The organism is Chryseobacterium sp. G0162, from assembly GCF_003815715.1.
Taxonomy (GTDB): Bacteria; Bacteroidota; Bacteroidia; order Flavobacteriales; family Weeksellaceae; genus Chryseobacterium.
Genome location: NZ_CP033922.1, coordinates 4,525,787 through 4,546,455, shown reverse-complemented (window position 1 = coordinate 4,546,455; position 20,669 = coordinate 4,525,787). Strand labels below are relative to the sequence as shown.

The following is a 20,669-nucleotide window of genomic DNA, read 5'->3' as shown; positions in this document are numbered from 1 at the left end:
AAAGAGCTGCCTTGATCAAGGCAGCTCTTTATTTATAGAAAGTTTATTAACTTATTTTTTTGCTTTTACATCAATTGCAATTTCGATGTCTTTGCTGATCATCCATTCTGCAGGATCGGTTTCAGTAGTTCCGAATTTGATACCCCAGTCTGTTCTGTTCACAGTAAATTTAGCCTGGATAGCCGCAGTATTATCTGCTACATCTACTTTAGCAGGAAAAGTAACATTCATTGTTTTACCCATTAATGTTAGGTTTCCGCTTACTGTTTTGTTAGCTCCTGCTACCGCATCTTTTGGTGCTTCTTTCAGGTCTGATACACTTGTAATCTTAAAGTCTGAAGTTGGGTTTTTCTCTACATCAAAGAAATCAGGGTTCTTAAGGTGAGCTTCAAGGTCCGCAGGTTTTTTATCTTTTTCAGTTACTGATGCAGGATCAACTTTAATAGAAGTCATATCAATATTGAAGTTTCCAGCTACCACTTGTCCTCCTTCAATGCTCAGATCTCCTGATTTTACGTTAAGAGTTCCCCAACGAGGAGCAAAACCTCCTTTGTGGAAAGCTTTCCAGTTTACTACAGAAGTGGCAGCGTCTACTGCTAATACTTCACCTTTACTTTCAGCAACTGCCTGCTCGGTAGCTACTGATGTATCTGTTTTTTCTTTATTGGTACATGATGCAGCCATCAATCCTACTGCTACTAATGCAATTACGCTAATTTTTTTCATATTATTGAACTGTTTAAAAAAGTTTATTGTTTTCGGGTACAAAAATAGACAAACCTTGTGGGTCTTCTCTTATCATACATCAAGAAATGTAAATTTCGCTACCAACGTTAGGAATTGTAACATGGTAAGAAATAAACGAAAATTGAAAATATTTATTTCATCATCCTATTTTGATTTTTATGTTGTCCATAGGAAAATCTGTTGGTTTTAAAGATACATCCAGATATTTCCAAAAATATTTTTATGTTAAATCCCTCAACTAAGAATAATTTATATATTTAGCACTTACAAATTAAAATTATACCATGAAAAATTTCAAAAAAGTCACAAGAGAAAATCTAAAATCAATTAAAGGTGGAATTGAGTTTTGCAAAGCTGGTTATATGTATGTTTGCGAAGACTTAGGAGTATGTGATCCAATGCTTGGGGTACCTTGCTCATGCAGATGTATTCCAATTGTATAAAAAAGCTCCCTCGATTAGAGGGATTTTTTTTGTTTATATTTATTTTCTGAGTTACTTTCTTCGTGATCAATCACAACTCTTTAATGGAAAATGTATACCTGATCCAGTTACTTACAAGGTCCTTCTTTCAGTTTGATTTTTTGCAATAATCAAATAAACCGCTAAATTATTTCCATAAATCATGCATAAATAAAAAGAAAAACCTCCCGTGTCAATAGGGAGGCAAAAGTTCAAAATGAATTATTAGTAAATGATGTGGTGTTAAACAAAGCTTTTCTTCAAAACTTGCTTTAACATTAACAATGCGTGTGCCAATTATGTCACTGTTTAATGAAATCGTTCTTTTTGTGGTATGAAAAACCTCCAAAGACATTGAAGACAAAAAAATGTTTGTTTGAAATATGAATTTTGAGCAATCAAAGCTAATAACTGTTTATATTTTTTAATGATCACGTTATTCTATTTTTTATTACTTCAATAGGATTGTTTTCATGTGAATTGATTTCAAAAATTATTGTCTTTGTGATTAATCATAGCTCTATTGGATACTCTTTGTGGCTTAAAGCAGTTGTGAAAACATTCAAGGCTAGGCAATTTGCCTTTTTTATTTTTAATGGTAAAATAATGTATTGCTGATTTTTAAATTCACTACCTTCGTTTCAATCAAATCAAAAATATGAATCAGCAATTATTTGAAAAGGTAGATCAATATATCAGCAATCTGGTGGCTCCCGAAGATATTGTACTTCAGGAAACCATTCAATCTCTCGATGATGCTTCCATGCCTCAAATCAGTATCTCTCCTACACAGGGGAAGTTTCTTCAACTGATGCTTCTTACCTGCAAGGCTAAACGTGTATTAGAGTTGGGGACTTTAGGTGCTTACAGTACTATTTGGATGACCAGAGCACTTCCTGCAGACGGTAGAGTGATTACAGTAGAATTTAATCCTCATCACGCTCATATTGCCAGTCAAAACATTGCAAAAGCAGGACTTTCTGACCAGATTGATTTACGAATCGGTAAAGCAATGGATGTATTGAATGAACTCATTGCTACAGGTGAAGAAGCTTTCGACTTTATTTTTATTGATGCAGATAAGCCCCCTTATTCCGAATATTTTGAACTGGCATTACAACTTTCTCATCCGGGAACAATAATTATTTGTGATAATGTCATCCGGGAAGGCCAGATTTTGAATGAAAATAGCAATGATGAAAAAGTGAGAGGGGTACAGCGTTTTAATCAAATGCTGGCTGGCAACCCAAAGGTTACCGCCACTATTATGCAAACCGTAGGAGCAAAAGAATATGATGGAATGGCAATAGCAATTGTCAATTAAATTTTAATTCAAAGGAAAAACTATTCAAGGCGGGGTAACTCGCCTTTTTTCGTTTTAAAACGTTATTTTAGCCTTCCGAAAACAGAACAATGACGACCGTAGAATTTATACAAAAGCATCTCGATATTTCTGAGAAGAGCATCAACAATACATTACAATTATTAGCAGAAGACTGTACCATTCCTTTTATTTCCCGTTACCGGAAAGATAAAACCGGAAACCTGGATGAAACGCAAATTGAGCAGATCGCCAAGATCAGCAAACAATTTGAGGAGATCATGAAGAGAAAGGAATCTATTTTAAAATCTATAGAAGAACAGGGTGCTTTAACTCCTGAACTGAAACAAAAAATTGAAGAAAGCTTTGATATTCAAGAACTGGAGGATTTATACCTTCCTTTCAAAAAGCGTAAAAAGACCAAGGCTGATGCCGCCAAGGAAAAAGGATTGGAACCTTTAGCTAAAATCATTATGAGCCAGAAGAACAATGAGGTATTGTTTCTGGCTTCCAAATATTTGAATAATGAAGTTCCTTCTGAGGAAGACGCGCTCCAGGGAGCCAGAGATATCATGGCAGAATGGATCAATGAAAACATGTATATTCGTAAGAACCTGCGTCGTTTATTCCAACGTAAGGCTATTGTTACCTCTAAAGTGGTGAAGGCTAAAAAAGAGGAAGAAGATGCTCAGAAGTTCTCCCAATATTTTGAATGGGAAGAAAACCTCAGCAGAATCCCTTCTCACAGACTTTTAGCAATGTTAAGAGCGGAGACCGAAGGCTTTGTGAAAACCAACGTTGGGATTGATAAAGAAGAAGCCATCGATTTTATTGAAAAAGCGATTATCAAGTCTAATAATGAAAGTTCTGAACAGATTGCTCTAGCGATTAAAGACAGCTATAAAAGACTTCTGGAACCTGCTATTTCCAATGAAGCATTACAGGAAGCTAAAGAAAAAGCGGATAAAAAAGCAATTGAGATCTTCTCTGAAAATCTGAGTCAGTTACTGCTGGCTCCGCCATTGGGAGAAAAAAGAATTCTGGCGATTGATCCTGGTTACAGAAGCGGCTGTAAAGTGGTTTGTATCGATGAAAAGGGAGATCTTCTTCATAATGAAACCCTCTACCCTCACGCTCCTCAGAATGAATCCGGAATGGCTATGAAAAAAATCCGTTCTATGGTGAATGCCTATAATATTGAAGCTATTTCTATCGGAAACGGAACGGCAAGCCGTGAAACTGAATTTTTTATTAAGAAAATTGCTTTTGATAAGCCTTTACAGGTTTTTGTAGTTTCGGAAGCGGGTGCCTCGGTGTATTCTGCCAGCAAAATTGCAAGGGAAGAGTTTCCAACCTATGATGTAACCGTTCGTGGGGCGGTTTCTATTGGAAGAAGACTTTCTGATCCATTGGCTGAGTTGGTGAAAATTGATCCAAAATCTATTGGAGTTGGGCAGTATCAGCATGATGTAGATCAGACTCAATTGAAAAATGAACTGGATTCTACCGTGATGAAATGTGTAAATTCTGTAGGAATTAACTTAAATACAGCTAGTAAATCTTTATTAAGTTATGTTTCCGGAATTGGAGAAAAAATGGCTGAAAATATTGTGAACTACAGAGCTGAAAACGGAGCCTTTGAAGATAGAAAACAGCTTAAGAAAGTTCCAAGACTTGGAGAAAAAGCTTTCCAGCAGGCTGCTGCGTTTGTACGAATTACCAATTCAAAAAATCCATTGGACAACTCTGCGGTACACCCTGAATCGTATAGAATTGTTGAAAAAATGGCTAAAGATCTGGGAATTAAAGCTGATGAACTGATTGGCAATAAGGAAAAAGTGGCCCTGATACAACCTGAAAATTATATTACCGGGGACATCGGAATTCTGGGAATCAAAGATATTTTAAAGGAGCTTGAAAAACCAGGCTTAGATCCGAGGAAAGCTGCCAAAGTATTTGAATTTGATCCTCATGTAAAAAGCATCAGAGACTTGAAAGCAGGTATGATTTTACCGGGAATCGTGAACAATATTACCGCTTTTGGATGTTTTGTGGATCTTGGAATTAAAGAAAGTGGTTTGGTTCATATTTCTCAGCTTAAAGACGGATTTGTTTCTGATGTAAATGAGGTCGTAAAACTGCATCAGCATGTAAGAGTAAAAGTAACGGAAGTGGATGAGGCAAGGAAAAGAGTGCAATTAAGCATGATTTTATAAGCAATATCTATTATTTCAACCATTAAATTCTTTTAAGATGTTGAGCATGGCTTCGCTTTAAAGTTTTTACTCTCTGTACCTGTTTTAATGGTTAAATAATTGCTTAATAAAATTTAAAAAAATCGTAATTAAAAAAGAAACACTTTGAATTATAAAAACTTAATTTTCGATCTGGACGGAACTTTATGGGATTCCAGAGCAACGATTATCAAAATATGGAATGATGTTTTAAGTAAGCATCAACTGATACAACAGGAACTGAAACCTGATGATATGAATCAATATATGGGTTTACTGGCTCATGATATTCTGAAGGATATGCTTCCGGGAATTTCAGACCTTCAGATTGAGGAACTCCTTTCTGAAGTAGTAGCCCAGGAAAATAAAATACTGCGTATACAAGGCGGCATTCTTTATCCAGGTGTTGAGGATACATTGAAAAGTCTGGCCAATACCCACAATCTTTTTATTGTAAGCAATTGCCAGGATGGATATATTGAGTCTTTTTTAGAATATTACCAGTTTAATACTCTATTTGTAGACTTTGAATCTCATGGACGCACACAAAAGACAAAGTCAGAAAACATACATTTCCTTATGGAAAGAAATGGTCTATCCATCGAAGATTCTATATACATTGGGGATACTCAGACGGATTATGATTCTGCTGCTTCCAACGAATTGCCTTTTATTTTTTGTGACTATGGTTTTGGAAAACTTTCCAAACCGCATGAAGCCCAGGTTTCAACATTGTCTGATTTAAAGAATTATATTTAAATAAATGCCATCTCACAGTTTTGCGGGATGGCTTTATTTTTATTATTACCCTTATATTTTTCAATATATTGCTAATGTACTTATGTACCCAGAATCGTAATGCTAACACAACTTTGGGTTTACGTCCGAATATTTTTTAACTGTATGAATAATATATCCTATTTTATCAAATCAATTATTTTATTATTAATCATTTTATTATAATCTCCTTCAAAAAGCCCATTTTTATATATTTTGTAATATTCAATTTTTGATGTGGAAAATTCATAGTAAGATTTATCTTCTTTGTCATAGCATTTTCCATCTAAATAATTAGGATAATTTTTGTAATCATTATCATTTTTAATAATGTATTTACTTGGTATTTCAACCAAAATACTATCTCCGGTTTCATAGACACTTAGTATATGAGAGTAATTAATATTAGATTCTTCATAATTAGGTTTCCAATACATTACCCGTTGCCCTAACGGGTATAAAATTTTATTTTTATACAGATATAGTTTCCATCCAAAATGATTATCACCATCTATAGGAAAGAATATTACATAATTTTTAGTGGTAGCCGAAAAGTAAATTGTTGGAGAAGAGGTTTCTAAATCTTCATTATTGATTTTTCGAATTATGGCTTTCTCTATATCATTAAAAGCAAAAGTTATAAGTTCATATCTGTTTTGATCAGTTCCTTCTAGAATTATATTTGAAACATTGAAATTTTTACAACTTAGATTATAATTAGGAGCTTCGGTACTTTCTTGATTACAATTAATTTCGATTAATTGAATTATTTTTTTTGCATTATCTATTTTATCTGAAACTTCAGATTTTGGTGTTTCCTTTTCATTATTTTTTTTCTCTTCTTTTTTCTGTCCTTGGCAAGATAATAATAAGAAGAAGATTAAAATTGTTATCCACTTTTTCATAATTGCTAATTAATCCCAAAATTTTTGTGCTACTTCTTTTTGATAGTTTTTTTCTGTTTCTGACATTGTATTTTCATCTTTATAGTATACAAAAATACCAGGGTGACATCGATTGCTTAGTCCCCCTCCGCTTGTAGAACTTTTAATTTCAAAGTGTAAATGTGGGTCTTTTGTTTGTCCGTATCCGCTAGTGCCATTCTTACCAATAATTTTTCCACAAGTAACTTCTTGTTTGACTTTTAGAGATTTATCTATTTCTTGTAAATGAGCATAAAATAAATAAAAATCACCATCAAAACTAAAACCAGGCCCTATTTCTATTTCTCCCATATTTGAATATTGCAAATTAATCTCTCTTTTTCTTTGTAAAAATTCCTTAGGTTCTTTAACTTTTAGACAAATTACATTTCCATATCCTGGTTGAACACTGATAAATTCAACATAGGCATCAACACAAGCATAAACATTTGAACTAGGTAAAGCAAGAATATCAATTCCCTGATGATTGTGATTACTTCTTTCTTTTCTAACCGTTCCAAAAACATTATATCTGGGTCTATAATTTCCATTCTGTGTATATAGACATAACATTGGATTGTCTACAGGATCATGCCATTTATTGCCCTTGGGAGTAGGATTTTGGGGAGTAGTTTGAGCGTTTTCACAAGCAAATGTTTTGGGTTTATTACCTGAACCTTGTGTAAAACTAATCTTGTACCTTCCTAATATTTCATTTCTTTGGATTTTGTGATCATAATTATTTTCTTGATCTACACTTTTATTTGCCTGGTAGTTTTGATTGCTGGTTTTCTCTTGATTATTTTGAGGATTATCATATTTTTGATATAATATATAATCATTACTTTTTCCCACTCCTATGGGCGCAAAAACGGATAGGTAAATATCCTCTGGTGATTTGATACTGTTTTTTTGGCTTTCAAAATATTTTTTGATTTTATCAAGCTGTTTTATCTCTCCCATTTGTGCATATTGTAACTTCAATTTATTTAGCTCATCAAAACGTTCTTCCACAGATAATTTAAGATTACTTTTATACTCTTTAAGATTATTTTGTAATGCATCTTGAGTAAATTGAATTAAGCCTACGGCACGAGATGATTTCCTTTCACCTTCTTTCCAAAAGTCTTTTATGGTCATTTCTTTTGGATCTTTGACTGATCTCCAACCCTCTAATTGTTGTGCTTTAAATGTTCCATTAGTCTCAACCTTCATTACCGCCATTAGACCATTAGCCATTTCCATTTTTCTATTTTCTCCCCATAATTCCGCACAAATTTGGACAACCTTCTTCCTAAACTCACAACTTACTTTTTCTCCCCAAACTAAGTCTTTATATTGTTCCTGACAGATACAGCTTCCTTTCTTCTCCTGTTTCGGTTCCTTAATAATCGAGGGAGAATCATTAGCCTCCACTTTCACCGGTTCAGCATCCGGGCTTACCGGAATCACCTGAGAGGTTACAGAGGTATTCAAGTGCTCAACCTCTATAAAATATTCCCGTTCGTTCCCTTCACCCCATTCGTAGCTTTTGGTATACATATCTTTTGTTAAGATAACCCCATTGATAAAGTTTGTCGTATTGTAAGCCAGCTTTGCGGATACTTCATATACCAGATCATTGCTATAGCGTGAGAAATCTTCTTCCCAGATCCTTACCTTTACATTTTTCCCGCTCATATTCCGGGTGCTGATCTTAATAGATACAACATCGCCAGTTTTAGCATTTTTCAAAGGCTTTCCTGTAGCATCTGTAAATTCCACACTTATGATCTTTCCTTCAGGATCGGCCTGTTTCCTGGCCGCCGGAGTTTGTGGAAACTTTGGAGTATCCTCTTTAGGTTTGGGTTTAGCAGGCTTTGTGTCTTTCTTTTCAGGAGCCACAGGAGGTTTTCTGTGAGCGGGAAGTGTTTCTTTGGGCTTTTGCTTTTTAGGAGGTTCAGGAACATGAGTAGGATTAGCCACATTTACATTGGGACTGGCCTTCAGAATATGTTTAGAAGCCATTTCTGCCGTCACATAATACTCATGGGTTTTCCCTTCATTCTGATCTCCCCTGGCCACCTGGGCATTAGCGATCTGTACAGCCATGGTATAGCTGGGTAACCTGAAAATGACTTTAGCAATCCCTTCATGATCCACTTCCCCAACAAGAGGCACTGGATTGATCCTGTTCATCATATTAATAACCGGATCATGCCCCTCACCTATTGCATCGTCTTCCCATAAAGTAAAAGATACTTTATGTCCGAACATTCCCACACAATGGGCCTTAGCAATTAAAGTATCTGTATAATGAAGTAGTTTTCCTTTTTGCAGCCGCTGAGAATTAATATCTAATAGATCTACACGGAGTATTTTGGGTTCTTCAGCCGGCTGTGGTTTTATATACAATTCACCTTTGTCCTTCCCTCTTGTCACTTCAATTTTTAAAGCTTTGTATTTTAAGCTTTTATGGGTGAATTTATAGGTTATATGTTCTCCATCTTTGGCATTCCCATGAGTGATCCGCCATCCTTTCTGATCCTTTACATGAATATTCCACTGTACTTTGGAGGGTGGAAAAGAAAAAGAATTGGAAGACATCAGATTATCAAAGACTGAAAGTGAATATGCCTCCGTATTTCCAACAATAGGTTGGGTATTGCCTGTAATAGTCAATTTTGCCATACTTGTTAGTTTTGAAATGTTTTATTCATAAATCGGATCGGGTTCTTCCAGTTCTGCCTGAGATTCTTTTAAATCCATAAACGGATTAATAAGATGGTAACTTTGGGGATCAGCCAGGGTTATACCTTGCCTGTTCATAGTAGAAGTCTGGCCATGTTCCTTCACAGTAATCATTCCTCCAGTACTGCACATCAGTTCGGAGATTTCAGAAAGGCAGCTTTTCCCCATAATCTTTACCTTTTCATAAGTCTTTTGCCATTTTCCGGCAGGGACATACGCACAGGGTAAATATCCGCCAGATGTGGGTTTTAATCTGCATTTTCCGAAACTTGACCCGGCAGGATTGAAGTGTATATCTTCTTCTGTTACCGCAAGATAATCTGCTGTAATGTCTTGTTGGTTCCAGTAATGCTTTTGATGGGAATTTACCTTAAACTGAGGGAACACATCTCCCTGATTGCAGCTGGCTTTGCCTTTTTGGATGACAAAATGCTTTCCGTTGTGTGTTGATAAATTTTCTGACATTTTTTTGTGTTGTGTGGGTTCAATTGTGTTTTTTTAATTATCCTGCTAATTTTTCTAGCTCAAAAGTCATGGACTTCTCATAATCGGCCATCTGAATATGAAACCCTGCTTTTATTTTCTGTATAGAAAAATCAGCAGCCTTTAATGTATACATTGCCGAATGGCTTGCAATCAGTGATTTTGAATGAGGTTTTTCCAACTCATCATATTCCCAATCCGTATCGTACAATTCTTCAACCGTCCGGTAATCCACAGATTTCCCTGTCTGTACTACTTCTATACATCCGGATTTTTCTTCTGATAAGGTTTGATTGATTATTTCCATCCTGATAGGAGAAGCTGGAGCCAGCCATGAAAATTCATCTGTATATGGAACTGAAAAGCCTTGTATATTATAATGAGTCTGATAAAAAGAACTGAAAATAAACTGTACGGGTAATATAGTTTTCAAACTGCTAAAAATAACCTTTGGGTGAGCCATTTTATCTTTCATCTGATTGATATGCCGCGATGCATAAGAGCCTTGATGATATTTTTTTAATGCTTCAATTTCATTTATTATATGCCGGATCTCTTTATGAGTTTCTGCAGCTACCAATTTTCCAGAACGATCTATAATGAATGTTACCGGATAAATAATTTTCACAAACGCTGAAGCCAGACTGTTGATCTTCTGTTCCAGCTCTTCACCATCTTTAGTAAAATCACTCATTGAAAAATGAATACGATATCCCTTTTCCTCTTCTTTTATATAATTACAATAGATTGAATAAGCATATTCACTCTTCAGTATTCCATCATCACTTTCGGTTTGCCTGACCTTATATACTCCGGAAACCGCCTCAGCATTGAAGGGAATTTTTCCTTTAGAAAATGACTTATATACACTTTCTCCCCGTTCCTGTATAATTGTATTTATTTCAAGAATGTCTTCCGGACTTGGAATATAAAGTTTTTGCATCCATCTTAATCTTCCGTTCTCAGGAATCATATCCAGAAAACTACAGCGCTGATTATGATATTCCAGAAGATACCGGGGATTTTCAAGCATAAGATCCAAAGCAATGCTTTCCAGCGTCTCTCCAGACTTTACAACATAAAAATTTTGCTTGTTTATAGGGTCAGTCGTATGAATCGGATCTTTCCGATCTGAAATATTTTTTTTCATAATGTTGTGTGTTTTTAATTCTAAAAAGTTTTTAAAATTAAAAATCCACACTTTACATCTTTTTGTATTTACATGTTTTTTTATTGCATATTTTCACGTAAAATATGTACAAAAAACAAAAATATTGTACAAAACAAAGAAATCATCTGCTCTAAAATGGCAATATCTATTGTATTTCAAAAATGAACGACGTGAAACAATAAAAAAGGTCACCTTTGCAGGCAACCTCTTTCATTCAAGTAATTCTATGTATATAGAATCTTTTATTATTTATAATCTTTAGAGCTTCTTTTAGGTTCTTTTACTTCCGGCCATTGTACCAGGTTTCCTTTATCATCTTTAGGCATTACTCTTTTTTCTCTATTGGTGAATTCAGGATCTTCAGACGCCATATAAGCTAATGCTGCTGTTAAGATCACATTATTTTTCACCTCATCAAAAACGATTTTGTCATAGGTATCTTTTGTCGTATGCCATGTATATCCAAAATAGCCCCAATTCAAGGAACTTAGCGAAAATCCGGGTACTCCAGCTGCTACGAATGAAGCATGGTCTGATCCGCCACCACCAGGCATTCCGGGAAAATCAGTCTTAATGTGGGTTCTTACTGCTTTTGGAACTCCATCAAGCCACTTTCCGATATAATCATAAGCTTTCACAAATCCCTGGCCACTGATATTGATGACACGTCCGGTACCATTATCCTGATTAAATGCTGCCTGTGTTCCTTTTATAATCTGAGGATTATCTACTACAAAGCCTCTTGAACCATTCAATCCTTGTTCTTCACTTCCCCAAAGTCCGATCACAATTGTCCTTTTGTTATTAGGATAGTATTTTTTAAGAATTCTCATGGTTTCAAGCATCGTCAATGTACCTGTTCCGTTGTCTGTGGCTCCCTGAGCTCCATCCCAAGAATCAAGGTGAGCAGATAGAATGACATACTCATCCGGTTTTTCTTTCCCTTTAATCATACCGATGGTATTAAAGCTTTTCGCATCGGGAAGGACTTTCGACTGAGCATCGATTTTAATTTTAGGCTGAGCTCCTTTCTCTGCCATTCTGTAAAGCATCCCATAATCTTCCACATCAATATCAATCATTGGAATTTTGGATGTTTTGGCTCCGAAGATCCTGTTTGCACCCATAATCCCGGTCCAGTTTGAAATGGCAATTCCAACCGCACCTGCATTTTCTAATGCTTGAGGAAGAGTATTATTATCATATCCAATGTTCTTTACATAAGCTGCAAAGTCCTTGGTTGCCTGATCTTTTTCTGCCTTAAGTTTTTCATAAAGTTCAGGGGTTGCAAACTCCTTGATCTGCTCATCAGAACGTCCTATCTTCTGATATTGGGCCATCAGCACAATCTTTCCTTTTACAGCGGGAAGCCATTTATCAAATTCTGCCTTAGAAGACACTCTTGGAAGAATAATTACCTCCGCTTCAACTGCTTTTTTAGTAGCAGGACTCCACGCCAGCTGAGTAGCTGTCAAAGATTTAGTCCTTGGAAACACCATATCAACATGGGTAGTTCCTCTCTGCCATCCTTTCCAGGTTCCAAACTGCTGAAGGTTGGCATCAATTCCCCATGAGCGTAGCTTTTCAGCACTCCACTCATTCGCAGCAAGCATTTCCGGAGTTCCCACAAGACGTGGTCCTATCCCATCCAGAAGCTCATACGCCATCCCTTCAAGCTGGGAATTGTTATTCACTTCATCTACAATGCTTTTTATGATTGGGTTAAGGTTTTCTTTTGGGTCTACCTTTACCTGAGCCCATGAAAATTGGGCAGCCAACATGACAGCCGGTACTGCAAAAAATCTATTTATCCTCATAATGTATATTGATTGCATTAAAGATAAAGGAAATTGTGGAGATGATAAAGGAATTACAGTAAAAAAGTCTTTAGACATCAGCATTCAGCTCCATTTTTGAAGAAAAATGAAAATATTACCCTAATGTATTAATTTAATAACATGACAGTTCCTGTTTATTTTGATCTGAAGTCAGGGAGCTTTCTGTTCACAAAAGCTTGTTCTTCCGTGGTCAATAAAATGGTATTATTTTTATTTTCCTTTACCGAAGTATTCTCCCAGATATCTTTCTTAAAATCTACTCTAGGGGTTAATCCCTCATCGGATTTCTTAAAGGTATTGTAAATAAGTTCTCTGCTGATTTTCCGTTCATGTTTAACTCCTTTATAATAAGCAACATATTTGTTGCCTTCAATCTTGCTCATAGCAGGAACATACACGCCTGCATTTTTGTAAAAATCAAAAACAAGTATTGCATTTCCCAATTGATAATCAAACTCTTCCCCTTCACCAGTTCTTCTTTTAACAATTGGATATTGATCCTGTAAATAACGAATTTCAAAATAAGTAATCACTTTATCCGCTTTATTATATTTCAATTCTCCCTCCATCTCAATTCCTAATCCTGACTTAATGTTAAATGTGATGAATTGCTCATCCCCCTGTTCGAAAAATATCCATCCGGAATATTTAGATGCCTTATTTTTTACATGGGCCAAAGCCCTGTTTAACTCAAAATTAAAGAAATAATTTCCCATATATTCATCAGAGAATTTCTTGATTCCCTTTACAAACATGCTGTCTGATTTTAGATCTTTAAAGTATTTTACATTATTCAGCTGCATCTGGAGGTTGTTATCAAAAGATTTATTACGATTGTAAAAATTAGTTTTACTCCATAATTTTGTTTCTGCAATAACTAAAAAATGGATTTGGTTATTATCAATCCTTTTTTCTTTATAAGTAACATCATAAAGGGAGGGTTCATTATAATATCTTTTTTTGTAATGGCTGGCAACGTCTTCAAAGATCTGCTTCAGATCTGCTTTTATGAGTTTTACTTCATCAATTTTTTTATAGCCTCTTTTCAGCTTTACCGGAGAATAAAATTCCTGAATAGTCACCTTTTGAAATCCCGATGCTGAAATTTCAAAGTTTACTGAACTTTGATCCACGGGTGCCAGCCCCTCTTCATTAGTATAAACAATCTGATTATGCAAAAGAATTCTTGCATTAGGAATCGGTTTTCCATTTTCAGAATCTACAACCTGAAGCTTTTGGGCTGAAAAAAGATTAAAAAACAGAATAAACAGTAAATAAGAATATTTCATCATATTTTGTGTAATTGATATTTCTAAAATACAAATTATACAGATGATAACCATTCTACAATGAAAAATTTAATATTTGAGGCTAAAAACGAAATCAATAGACATGAATTTATTTTCGGCTTTTCAAATTCATTTAAGATCGGAACTTTTGACGCTTTGAGAAATCATGGTAATCCTGAGAAACTGATTGCGATATGGGTAAAAAAAAACCGGCTACAAAAGCCGGCTAAAGGTTGAATTACTTCTTAGATTCTTCTACAGAAACTTTTCTGAAATCCTTGAACAATTTGCTTAGTTCTAAAGCTGATTTACGAGCTCTTGTACCAGCTGCTTTGTTTCCTTTTTCCGCTTGTTGGTTTGCCTCAGTTGTGAACGCTTCAAATTCTGCGTTGATTTTTTCAATTAGTTCTTTCATTATATTTAAAAATTTAGGCTGCAAATATAGGTTTTATGGTGATTCCAGCCTAGTAGCAAAGAAAAAAGTTTGGGCAAAATCACTGAATTTTTAACATATTTCTACCCTTGAACCGATTTTTATCGATTTTTGACCTTCAATTCTCATAAAAAACCTCTTGAAATCCTTGGTAAGTCAAATATCTCCCACAATTCTTTCCTTCGTTTTTCTTCAAAATGTTAATTATAATGACAACAAAATTTAAAAAGTTTAGCACTTGCCTTATTTTTTCAAAACACATCATGGATTGTCTTCTGTTTTGGATATTTATATTAAATTTGGAAAAAACGACTTAATCCATGTTCAGAAAAATATTTTTCCTAACGCTTATATTGCCATTATTTGCCTTTTCACAAAACAAGATTAGCTATAAAGTTTATTATGATGGAAACCTTGCAAAGAATGGTTTAAAAGTACGGGTAGATTATAAGTTGAAAAAAGCGTCTGATACTTTATCCTTTTATTATGCTAATGAAAGCTGGGGCGAGAAAGACCTTTTTAAAAACCTGGCAATAGTAAAGGAAGAAAACCCTGATATTACCTTTGAAATTACCCCTGAAAGCAATAAGATTAAGATCCAAAAGAAAAAAGGAACTGAATTTTCCCTAATTTATCACATCAAGCAAGATTTTACAGATCCTAATTATAAGATATTCAACCGCCCAAGAATCAATAACACGTTCTTTCATGTTTTAGGAAAGAATCTTTTCATGGTTCCATTCTCTTTCACGAAAACGCCTGATGAGGTAGAATTTGAATTCTCTGTTGAATGGATCAATTTTCCGGAAAAGTTTAAACTTCATAATAATTTTGCCTCTCAAATTCACAAACAGAAAATCAAAACAACTCTTTGGGACGGCTTTTATAACTCTCTTTTTATAGGTGGTGATTACAGGTTTTACAATTTTAAAGTACATGATAAACCTATTTATTTTGCCTTGAGGGGCGAATGGAACAACGGTTTTACAGATGATTTTTTATTTTCCAATCTTAAGAAAGCCGTACAATCTCAAAGGGATTTCTGGCAAGACTACGATCAGGATTACTTTACCATTACCATGACACCCACTGTTTCCCAAAAAGACAGCCTGTATAAAGGATACAGTACTACAGGTTCTGCTATTAAAAATGCATTTATGATCCAGGGAACCAATAATCCTTTCAATAACAAGAATTCATACCTGTACCTTTTTCATCATGAATTAATGCATGAATGGATTGGAAATAAAATTCAAAATAAGCACGAAGAGCTCAATTATTGGTTCAGTGAAGGTTTTACTGATTATTACACCTACAAAAACAGATTGAGAATAAAAGATATCTCAATGGAGGAATGGCAAAAGCTTTTTAACACCGAAATCATTAAAAGCCATTGGAAGAATCCTGAAAAAAACATTCCTAATTACAAAATAAAAGATGACTTCTGGAAAAGTAGAAATATAGAAAAGGTTCCCTATAGACGAGGGGCTATTTTTGCCTTCTGGCTGGATAATCAAATTATGTTGAAAACCAATTACCAAAAATCTCTAGACGACCTGATGCGGGAGCTTCTGAAAACCTGTACTGAGAAGAGTGTAAAGTTTACGGATGAGTTTTTCCTTGACCTTGTTCAGAAATATCTGGAGCAGGATATCTCTTATTTCTTTCAGAAACATATGATAGGCGGTGAAGATATTGATCTTAAGAAAGAAAAATGGATCGATGGCTTTTCTTTTCCTACAACGGATACAATTCCTCAATTAGAAGTTGATAAGAACAAGAATATCAAATATCTGACTAAATAAAATATGGATCTCAATCTCCCCGAAAAATAGTTTTCTCTTTTAATAAATCGTCTCCGCCTTAGTTTCCACTTAGAATAAATTCACAAGCTTTCATTCCCGTTCTATTTAATAGATGAAGACTTTCAGGAGTTATTCTTTCTGCAAAAACCACTCTGAAGTGATGATCGTATCTATCGCTAAGGGAAAATATGCTTCCAGGTGTAAATAAAATATTCTTTGATTCACAATACTTATAAAATTTCTTCATATCCATGTTTTCCGGCATTTGTGCCCAAATACTGTACCCACCTTGAGGTCTATGGAAATAGGCTCCTTCCGGAAATGATTTTCTCAGGACTTCAAGTAACTGAATAGCCTGTTGATTGAGCTTTTTACGAAATGATCGCAAATGTCTTTCATAGCTATTCTCCTGTAAAAGCCTCAGCATCAACTCCTGATAAATAGGAGATACTGACCGACCCAGGGCAAATTTTGCTCTTTCTGCTCTTGCATAAAATTGCCCGGCACACAGCCAGCCTAACCGAATCCCGGGAGCCAATGTCTTTGAAAATGAAGAATAGGTCATTACCCTTCCTTTTTCATCAAAACTTTTAATACTGGATGGTCTCTTTTCCTCAAAATAAAGGTCAGAATACATATCGTTTTCGATAATACACACCTGATAATCTTCTGCGATTTCCAATAAATCCTTTTTGGTTTCATCACTCATCCTGATTCCGGTTGGATTATGAAAATTCGGGGTAACGATAAGAGCCCGAATTTCATTTTCGGCACAAACTTTCCTGAAATATTCTGTATCAAAGCCACTTCGGTAATGAACAGGGATCTCAATAACCTTCAAATCCAGATTGGCAATAACCTCCAAAATGGAAAATACACACGGACTATCTACTGCAACAACATCACCTGCCTTGGTTACAGAACTTAATGCAATTGTGAGCGCCTGCAAAGCACCGTCTGTAATAATCAGTTCATCAGAATTGAAACTGCAGCCATATATTGCCATTTGCTTAGCGATCTGTTTTCTCAGTCCTTCAAGCCCATTAGAAGGGTAATATCTCAGCAGAGAAGCTCCTTTTTCCCGGATCACTTCCTGCATGGTTCTTAGAATCAGTTTTTGTGGAATCAAAAGATCATCAGGTATTGCTGTATTGAAAGAACTCGATTCTGAAATTCTTTTGGAAGTCAGCAGTATATTCTTCATAAATTCCTCATCACGAATAACAGGAGAAAGCTTCATTCTGGCCTCAGGAATATTCTCATCTCTTTTCTCAGCTACAAAATAGCCTGAGCGTGGGCGGCTTTCAATCAAACCTTTAATCATTAAATATTCGAAACCGCTTTGCACTGAGCTTATACTCTGATGGTATCTTTCTTTTATTTCACGGATAGATGGCAGCTTATCACCACTCTGTAAAATTCCATGACGGATCTGTTCTTCAATAATTCTTGTAAAAGCTTCGTATTTATAGGTTTTCATTATCTTATCGCAATCTGTACCGAACAAATTTACAAAATTAAGATCTGTACCGGTAACATTTTAGCCATCTGTATCCTTTCTGAATTGATTAATCTCATAATTTTGAAGAAAAAAGAATGAAAATCATATCAAAATTTACCATAGGTTCAGACGAGGGTGTTGATGATCTTTTTATAATTATCAAATCTTATGTAAGCACTACTTATAAAGACCTTATTTCAGAAGAAGAGATCAGGCACTATATAGAAAATTGGGACCCAAGGAAAATGATTAATGAACTCAACAACCTGTCTAATCAGCTTATTATCACATATGCAGATGAGCAACCTGTAGGATATGGTATTCTAAAAAGTGGTTCAGGATATCCCGGCTCACCTGAAGATAAAAGACTTACAGAGCTTCATTTTGTAATTCTTCAGGAGTATAACAATACTGAGACTCGTGAATCCCTATGGAAGAAATGCAAAGCGGCAGCCTCTTTTACAGATATCATCTGGACCAACATCTTTGCAGAAGATCCTTTATTGGAATTTTTAAAAGAGTCTGGTTTTATTATTAAAGAAAATGCAAAAACAGCTCCATTCCAGCTTCCTTCTTATCTTTTAAAAATGAACATCAGTAAGAATTAATAGATCTTCGATCAATACCACTCATAAAAACTATTGAAGGCAAATCTTAAAAACCAAAGATTTGCCTATCTTTGATTTTTATAATTCTGGAAAAATGAGCGATCAACTGGAAACCATAAAAGACTATTACAAACGTACCCGCAGAAATATTCTCGAAATATCTGATGCAGATCTTGAGACCGGAAAAACCCATTTCAACATCATTCCGAGAAAATATTGCAGTTTTAAAAGCCCTTATAACCGGCGTGATTATTACAAAATATGCTTTATCATAGGAAAAGGAACAGCCCATTACGGAACTCATACTCTCTATGTTGACCGCCCGGCACTCTTCTTCCCATCTCCCAATATTCCTTACACCTGGGAATGTGAAGATGATTTTCAGGAAGGGTTTTCCTGTTTGTTCAATCAGGAATTTTTTAATGTAAATTCAGAATTTAACTTGTTTAAAAAGACTTCGTTATTTAAGGAATGGAGCAAACCGTTTATATTTTTAAATGAGGAACAGATTCAGTTGGCTACTCTATATTTTGAGCAGATGTACAAACTAAACCATTCTACCTATCCTTTTCGCTGCAGTGGTATTAAAAGCAATCTTGCCTCTGTTTTACACCTTGCCCTGGAAAACCGTGTGGAGGATGTAAGTCTTAATGAGCTTCCTGCCAATGTCCGACTGTACAGATTGTTTGATGAACTCCTGAACAAACAGTTTCCTCTGGATTCACCAGCTTATCCTCTAGCTTTAAAAACTGCTTCTGATTTTGCAGATCATCTGAATGTACATGTCAACCATTTGAATTCATCTGTAAAATCGGTTACAAGCCTCACGACCACTCAAATTATTAAAGAAAAAATATTTGAGGAATCTAAAAATCTTCTGAAATACACAAATTGGGACATTGCCCAGGTTGGCTACACTCTTGGTTTTGAACAGCCTTCCCATTTTAATAATTTCTTTAAAAAGCATGCCGAGACTTCGCCATTAAAATTTAAGAACTCTTTTTAAATATTTGAATTTTGTAATTTTTACTTTGTCTTTTAAAACTCAATTTTCTATTCTTGAAGTATTTTTGCATGGTAAAAAATGAATGAATATGTTGAGAGAAGCATCTGAGAAACGCATCAGATTAATAACCATTATGGCCTTTGTGTCTATCCCGCTTTCGGGGTTTGTTACTGATATTTACCTGCCATCCTTCCCTTCTATGGCCAAGGAAATGATGGTTTCAGAAAAAGATATACAGATCACTTTAACTTCTTATCTGCTGAGTTACGGAATTTCTCAATTATTTGTAGGGGCAATTCTGGACAGCATCGGTCGTTATCGTCCTAAATTACTTGCTTTATTAGTTTTAATCCTGAGCAGTATTTTCATTACCATGACCAACAGCATTTTATTAATATGCTTACTCCGTATTCTTCAAGGGATTGCTGTTTCCGTACTTGTTGTAGCTACACGTGCTATTTTTGTAGATATTTATGATGCTGAACGGGTAAAACATTATCTGAGTTACTTTACGATTGCCTGGTCTTGTGGTCCTATCCTGGCTCCTTTCCTTGGCGGTTATCTTGAAAAGCTTTTCAACTGGCATGCTAACTTTTATTTCCTTGCTTTTTATGCAGGATTTTTATTTCTGTTCGAATGGTTCTTCAGCGGTGAAAGTCTTCCGCAAAAAAAGAAACTGGATCTTTCAGAGAATATTAGCCTGTATTCCATGATGCTTAAAAACAAAATCTTCATGCTCGGAATCATTATACTGGGATTAAGCTATTCTATTGTGATGCTCTTCAATATTACCGGCCCTTTCATTATTGAAAATACATTCCACTTTACCCCTGTAGTGATTGGATATTGTACCCTGATTTTAGGATTTTCATGGATGATAGGAGGCTTTATAGGAAAACGCAGACTTGGTTTGGATTTTAAATCGAGAATTTTATTGCCTATTATCCTTCAACTGATATTAATTGTAGGATTAATAACCACCAGCTACTTTGCAGAGAGTCTTTATATAATGATTCCTTTTGCCTTTTTTATTCATATCTGTTCGGGCGTTTTATTTACTTCGTTTTTTACAACGAGTATGCTGTATTTTCCTAAAAACGCAGGAACAGCCGGCGGATTGATGGGCGGACTGGTTTATGTTATCACTTCAGTCACCAGCTTTATTATTTCCGTAAGTGGAACAGTAACGGAACAAAAGGATCTTTCCTGGCGATACCTTATCATTGCTATTTTTCTATTGGGAATCATTCTTATTATGAATCAGGCCGTAAAAAAAGAAAAAGCAGAGAATTGATCTCTGCTTTTTTTATTTATTGCTTGTTATTTTATTTTTCAAACAGGA

At 35.1% G+C, this 20,669-nt stretch carries 18 protein-coding genes; 9 read left to right on the top strand and 9 right to left on the bottom strand.

Annotation, left to right across the window (positions count from 1 at the left end; all coding sequences use genetic code 11):
* Positions 1-51 precede the first annotated feature (51 nt).
* The gene (locus tag EG344_RS20300) at positions 52-726 is read right to left on the bottom strand and encodes a YceI family protein (protein ID WP_123911152.1); all 675 of its coding nucleotides are present in this window, start codon (positions 724-726) and stop codon (positions 52-54) included.
* A gap of 305 nt (positions 727-1,031) precedes the next feature.
* On the opposite strand from EG344_RS20300, the gene EG344_RS24540 reads away from it, so the two are divergent.
* The 4 genes from EG344_RS24540 (at position 1,032) to EG344_RS20285 (ending at position 5,522) form a co-directional block, all read left to right on the top strand.
* The gene (locus tag EG344_RS24540; RefSeq protein ID WP_410493985.1) at positions 1,032-1,190 is read left to right on the top strand and encodes a bacteriocin-like protein; all 159 of its coding nucleotides are present in this window, start codon (positions 1,032-1,034) and stop codon (positions 1,188-1,190) included.
* Positions 1,191-1,866: 676 nt separating this feature from the next.
* Positions 1,867-2,532 (top strand): O-methyltransferase, encoded by a 666-nt coding sequence (locus EG344_RS20295; protein ID WP_123911151.1) that lies wholly within the window; start codon positions 1,867-1,869, stop codon positions 2,530-2,532.
* 89 nt (positions 2,533-2,621) lie between these two features.
* Positions 2,622-4,745 carry a Tex family protein gene (locus tag EG344_RS20290; RefSeq protein ID WP_123911150.1) on the top strand — a complete coding sequence of 708 codons (2,124 nt, stop codon included), beginning with the start codon at positions 2,622-2,624 and terminating at the stop codon, positions 4,743-4,745.
* Between the two features lie 144 nt (positions 4,746-4,889).
* Positions 4,890-5,522, top strand: a complete 633-nt coding sequence (locus EG344_RS20285; RefSeq protein WP_123911149.1) for an HAD family hydrolase — start codon at positions 4,890-4,892, stop codon at positions 5,520-5,522.
* A 158-nt stretch (positions 5,523-5,680) separates the two neighbouring features.
* Here EG344_RS20285 and EG344_RS20280 read toward each other — a convergent pair whose 3' ends face one another.
* The 6 genes from EG344_RS20280 to EG344_RS20255 form a co-directional block, all read right to left on the bottom strand.
* Positions 5,681-6,445, bottom strand: a complete 765-nt coding sequence (locus EG344_RS20280; protein ID WP_123911148.1) for a hypothetical protein — start codon at positions 6,443-6,445, stop codon at positions 5,681-5,683.
* A 9-nt stretch (positions 6,446-6,454) separates the two neighbouring features.
* On the bottom strand, positions 6,455-9,133 hold the full coding sequence (locus EG344_RS20275; RefSeq protein WP_123911147.1) for a M23 family metallopeptidase: 2,679 nt from the start codon (positions 9,131-9,133) through the stop codon (positions 6,455-6,457).
* Between the two features lie 21 nt (positions 9,134-9,154).
* Entirely contained in the window at positions 9,155-9,658 is a 504-nt protein-coding gene (locus EG344_RS20270; protein ID WP_123911146.1) for a DUF4280 domain-containing protein, read from the bottom strand.
* Positions 9,659-9,695: 37 nt separating this feature from the next.
* Positions 9,696-10,826: a hypothetical protein gene (locus EG344_RS20265; protein ID WP_123911145.1), complete on the bottom strand. Its 1,131-nt coding sequence runs from the start codon at positions 10,824-10,826 to the stop codon at positions 9,696-9,698.
* Positions 10,827-11,092: 266 nt separating this feature from the next.
* Positions 11,093-12,664 (bottom strand): M28 family peptidase, encoded by a 1,572-nt coding sequence (locus EG344_RS20260; RefSeq protein ID WP_123911144.1) that lies wholly within the window; start codon positions 12,662-12,664, stop codon positions 11,093-11,095.
* 155 nt (positions 12,665-12,819) lie between these two features.
* A complete protein-coding gene (locus EG344_RS20255; RefSeq protein ID WP_123911143.1) occupies positions 12,820-13,977 on the bottom strand; it encodes a hypothetical protein in 1,158 nt (385 codons plus the stop codon).
* Positions 13,978-14,034: 57 nt separating this feature from the next.
* Between EG344_RS20255 and EG344_RS24080 the strand changes: the two genes are divergently transcribed.
* Positions 14,035-14,211 carry a hypothetical protein gene (locus tag EG344_RS24080; RefSeq protein WP_164464480.1) on the top strand — a complete coding sequence of 59 codons (177 nt, stop codon included), beginning with the start codon at positions 14,035-14,037 and terminating at the stop codon, positions 14,209-14,211.
* A 1-nt stretch (position 14,212) separates the two neighbouring features.
* Here the strand turns inward: EG344_RS24080 and EG344_RS20250 are convergent, their stop codons facing one another.
* On the bottom strand, positions 14,213-14,389 hold the full coding sequence (locus EG344_RS20250) for a histone H1 (protein ID WP_034684091.1): 177 nt from the start codon (positions 14,387-14,389) through the stop codon (positions 14,213-14,215).
* Between the two features lie 338 nt (positions 14,390-14,727).
* On the opposite strand from EG344_RS20250, the gene EG344_RS20245 reads away from it, so the two are divergent.
* Positions 14,728-16,212, top strand: coding sequence for a M1 family aminopeptidase (locus tag EG344_RS20245; protein ID WP_123911142.1), 1,485 nt, complete (start codon positions 14,728-14,730; stop codon positions 16,210-16,212).
* A gap of 58 nt (positions 16,213-16,270) precedes the next feature.
* Here EG344_RS20245 and EG344_RS20240 read toward each other — a convergent pair whose 3' ends face one another.
* Positions 16,271-17,692 (bottom strand): PLP-dependent aminotransferase family protein, encoded by a 1,422-nt coding sequence (locus tag EG344_RS20240; RefSeq protein ID WP_123911141.1) that lies wholly within the window; start codon positions 17,690-17,692, stop codon positions 16,271-16,273.
* A 116-nt stretch (positions 17,693-17,808) separates the two neighbouring features.
* On the opposite strand from EG344_RS20240, the gene EG344_RS20235 reads away from it, so the two are divergent.
* The 3 genes from EG344_RS20235 (at position 17,809) to EG344_RS20225 (ending at position 20,621) form a co-directional block, all read left to right on the top strand.
* Entirely contained in the window at positions 17,809-18,321 is a 513-nt protein-coding gene (locus EG344_RS20235; RefSeq protein WP_123911140.1) for a hypothetical protein, read from the top strand.
* A gap of 94 nt (positions 18,322-18,415) precedes the next feature.
* Entirely contained in the window at positions 18,416-19,327 is a 912-nt protein-coding gene (locus EG344_RS20230; protein ID WP_123911139.1) for a helix-turn-helix domain-containing protein, read from the top strand.
* Positions 19,328-19,415: 88 nt separating this feature from the next.
* Positions 19,416-20,621 (top strand): MFS transporter, encoded by a 1,206-nt coding sequence (locus tag EG344_RS20225; RefSeq protein WP_123911138.1) that lies wholly within the window; start codon positions 19,416-19,418, stop codon positions 20,619-20,621.
* Positions 20,622-20,669 lie beyond the last annotated feature (48 nt).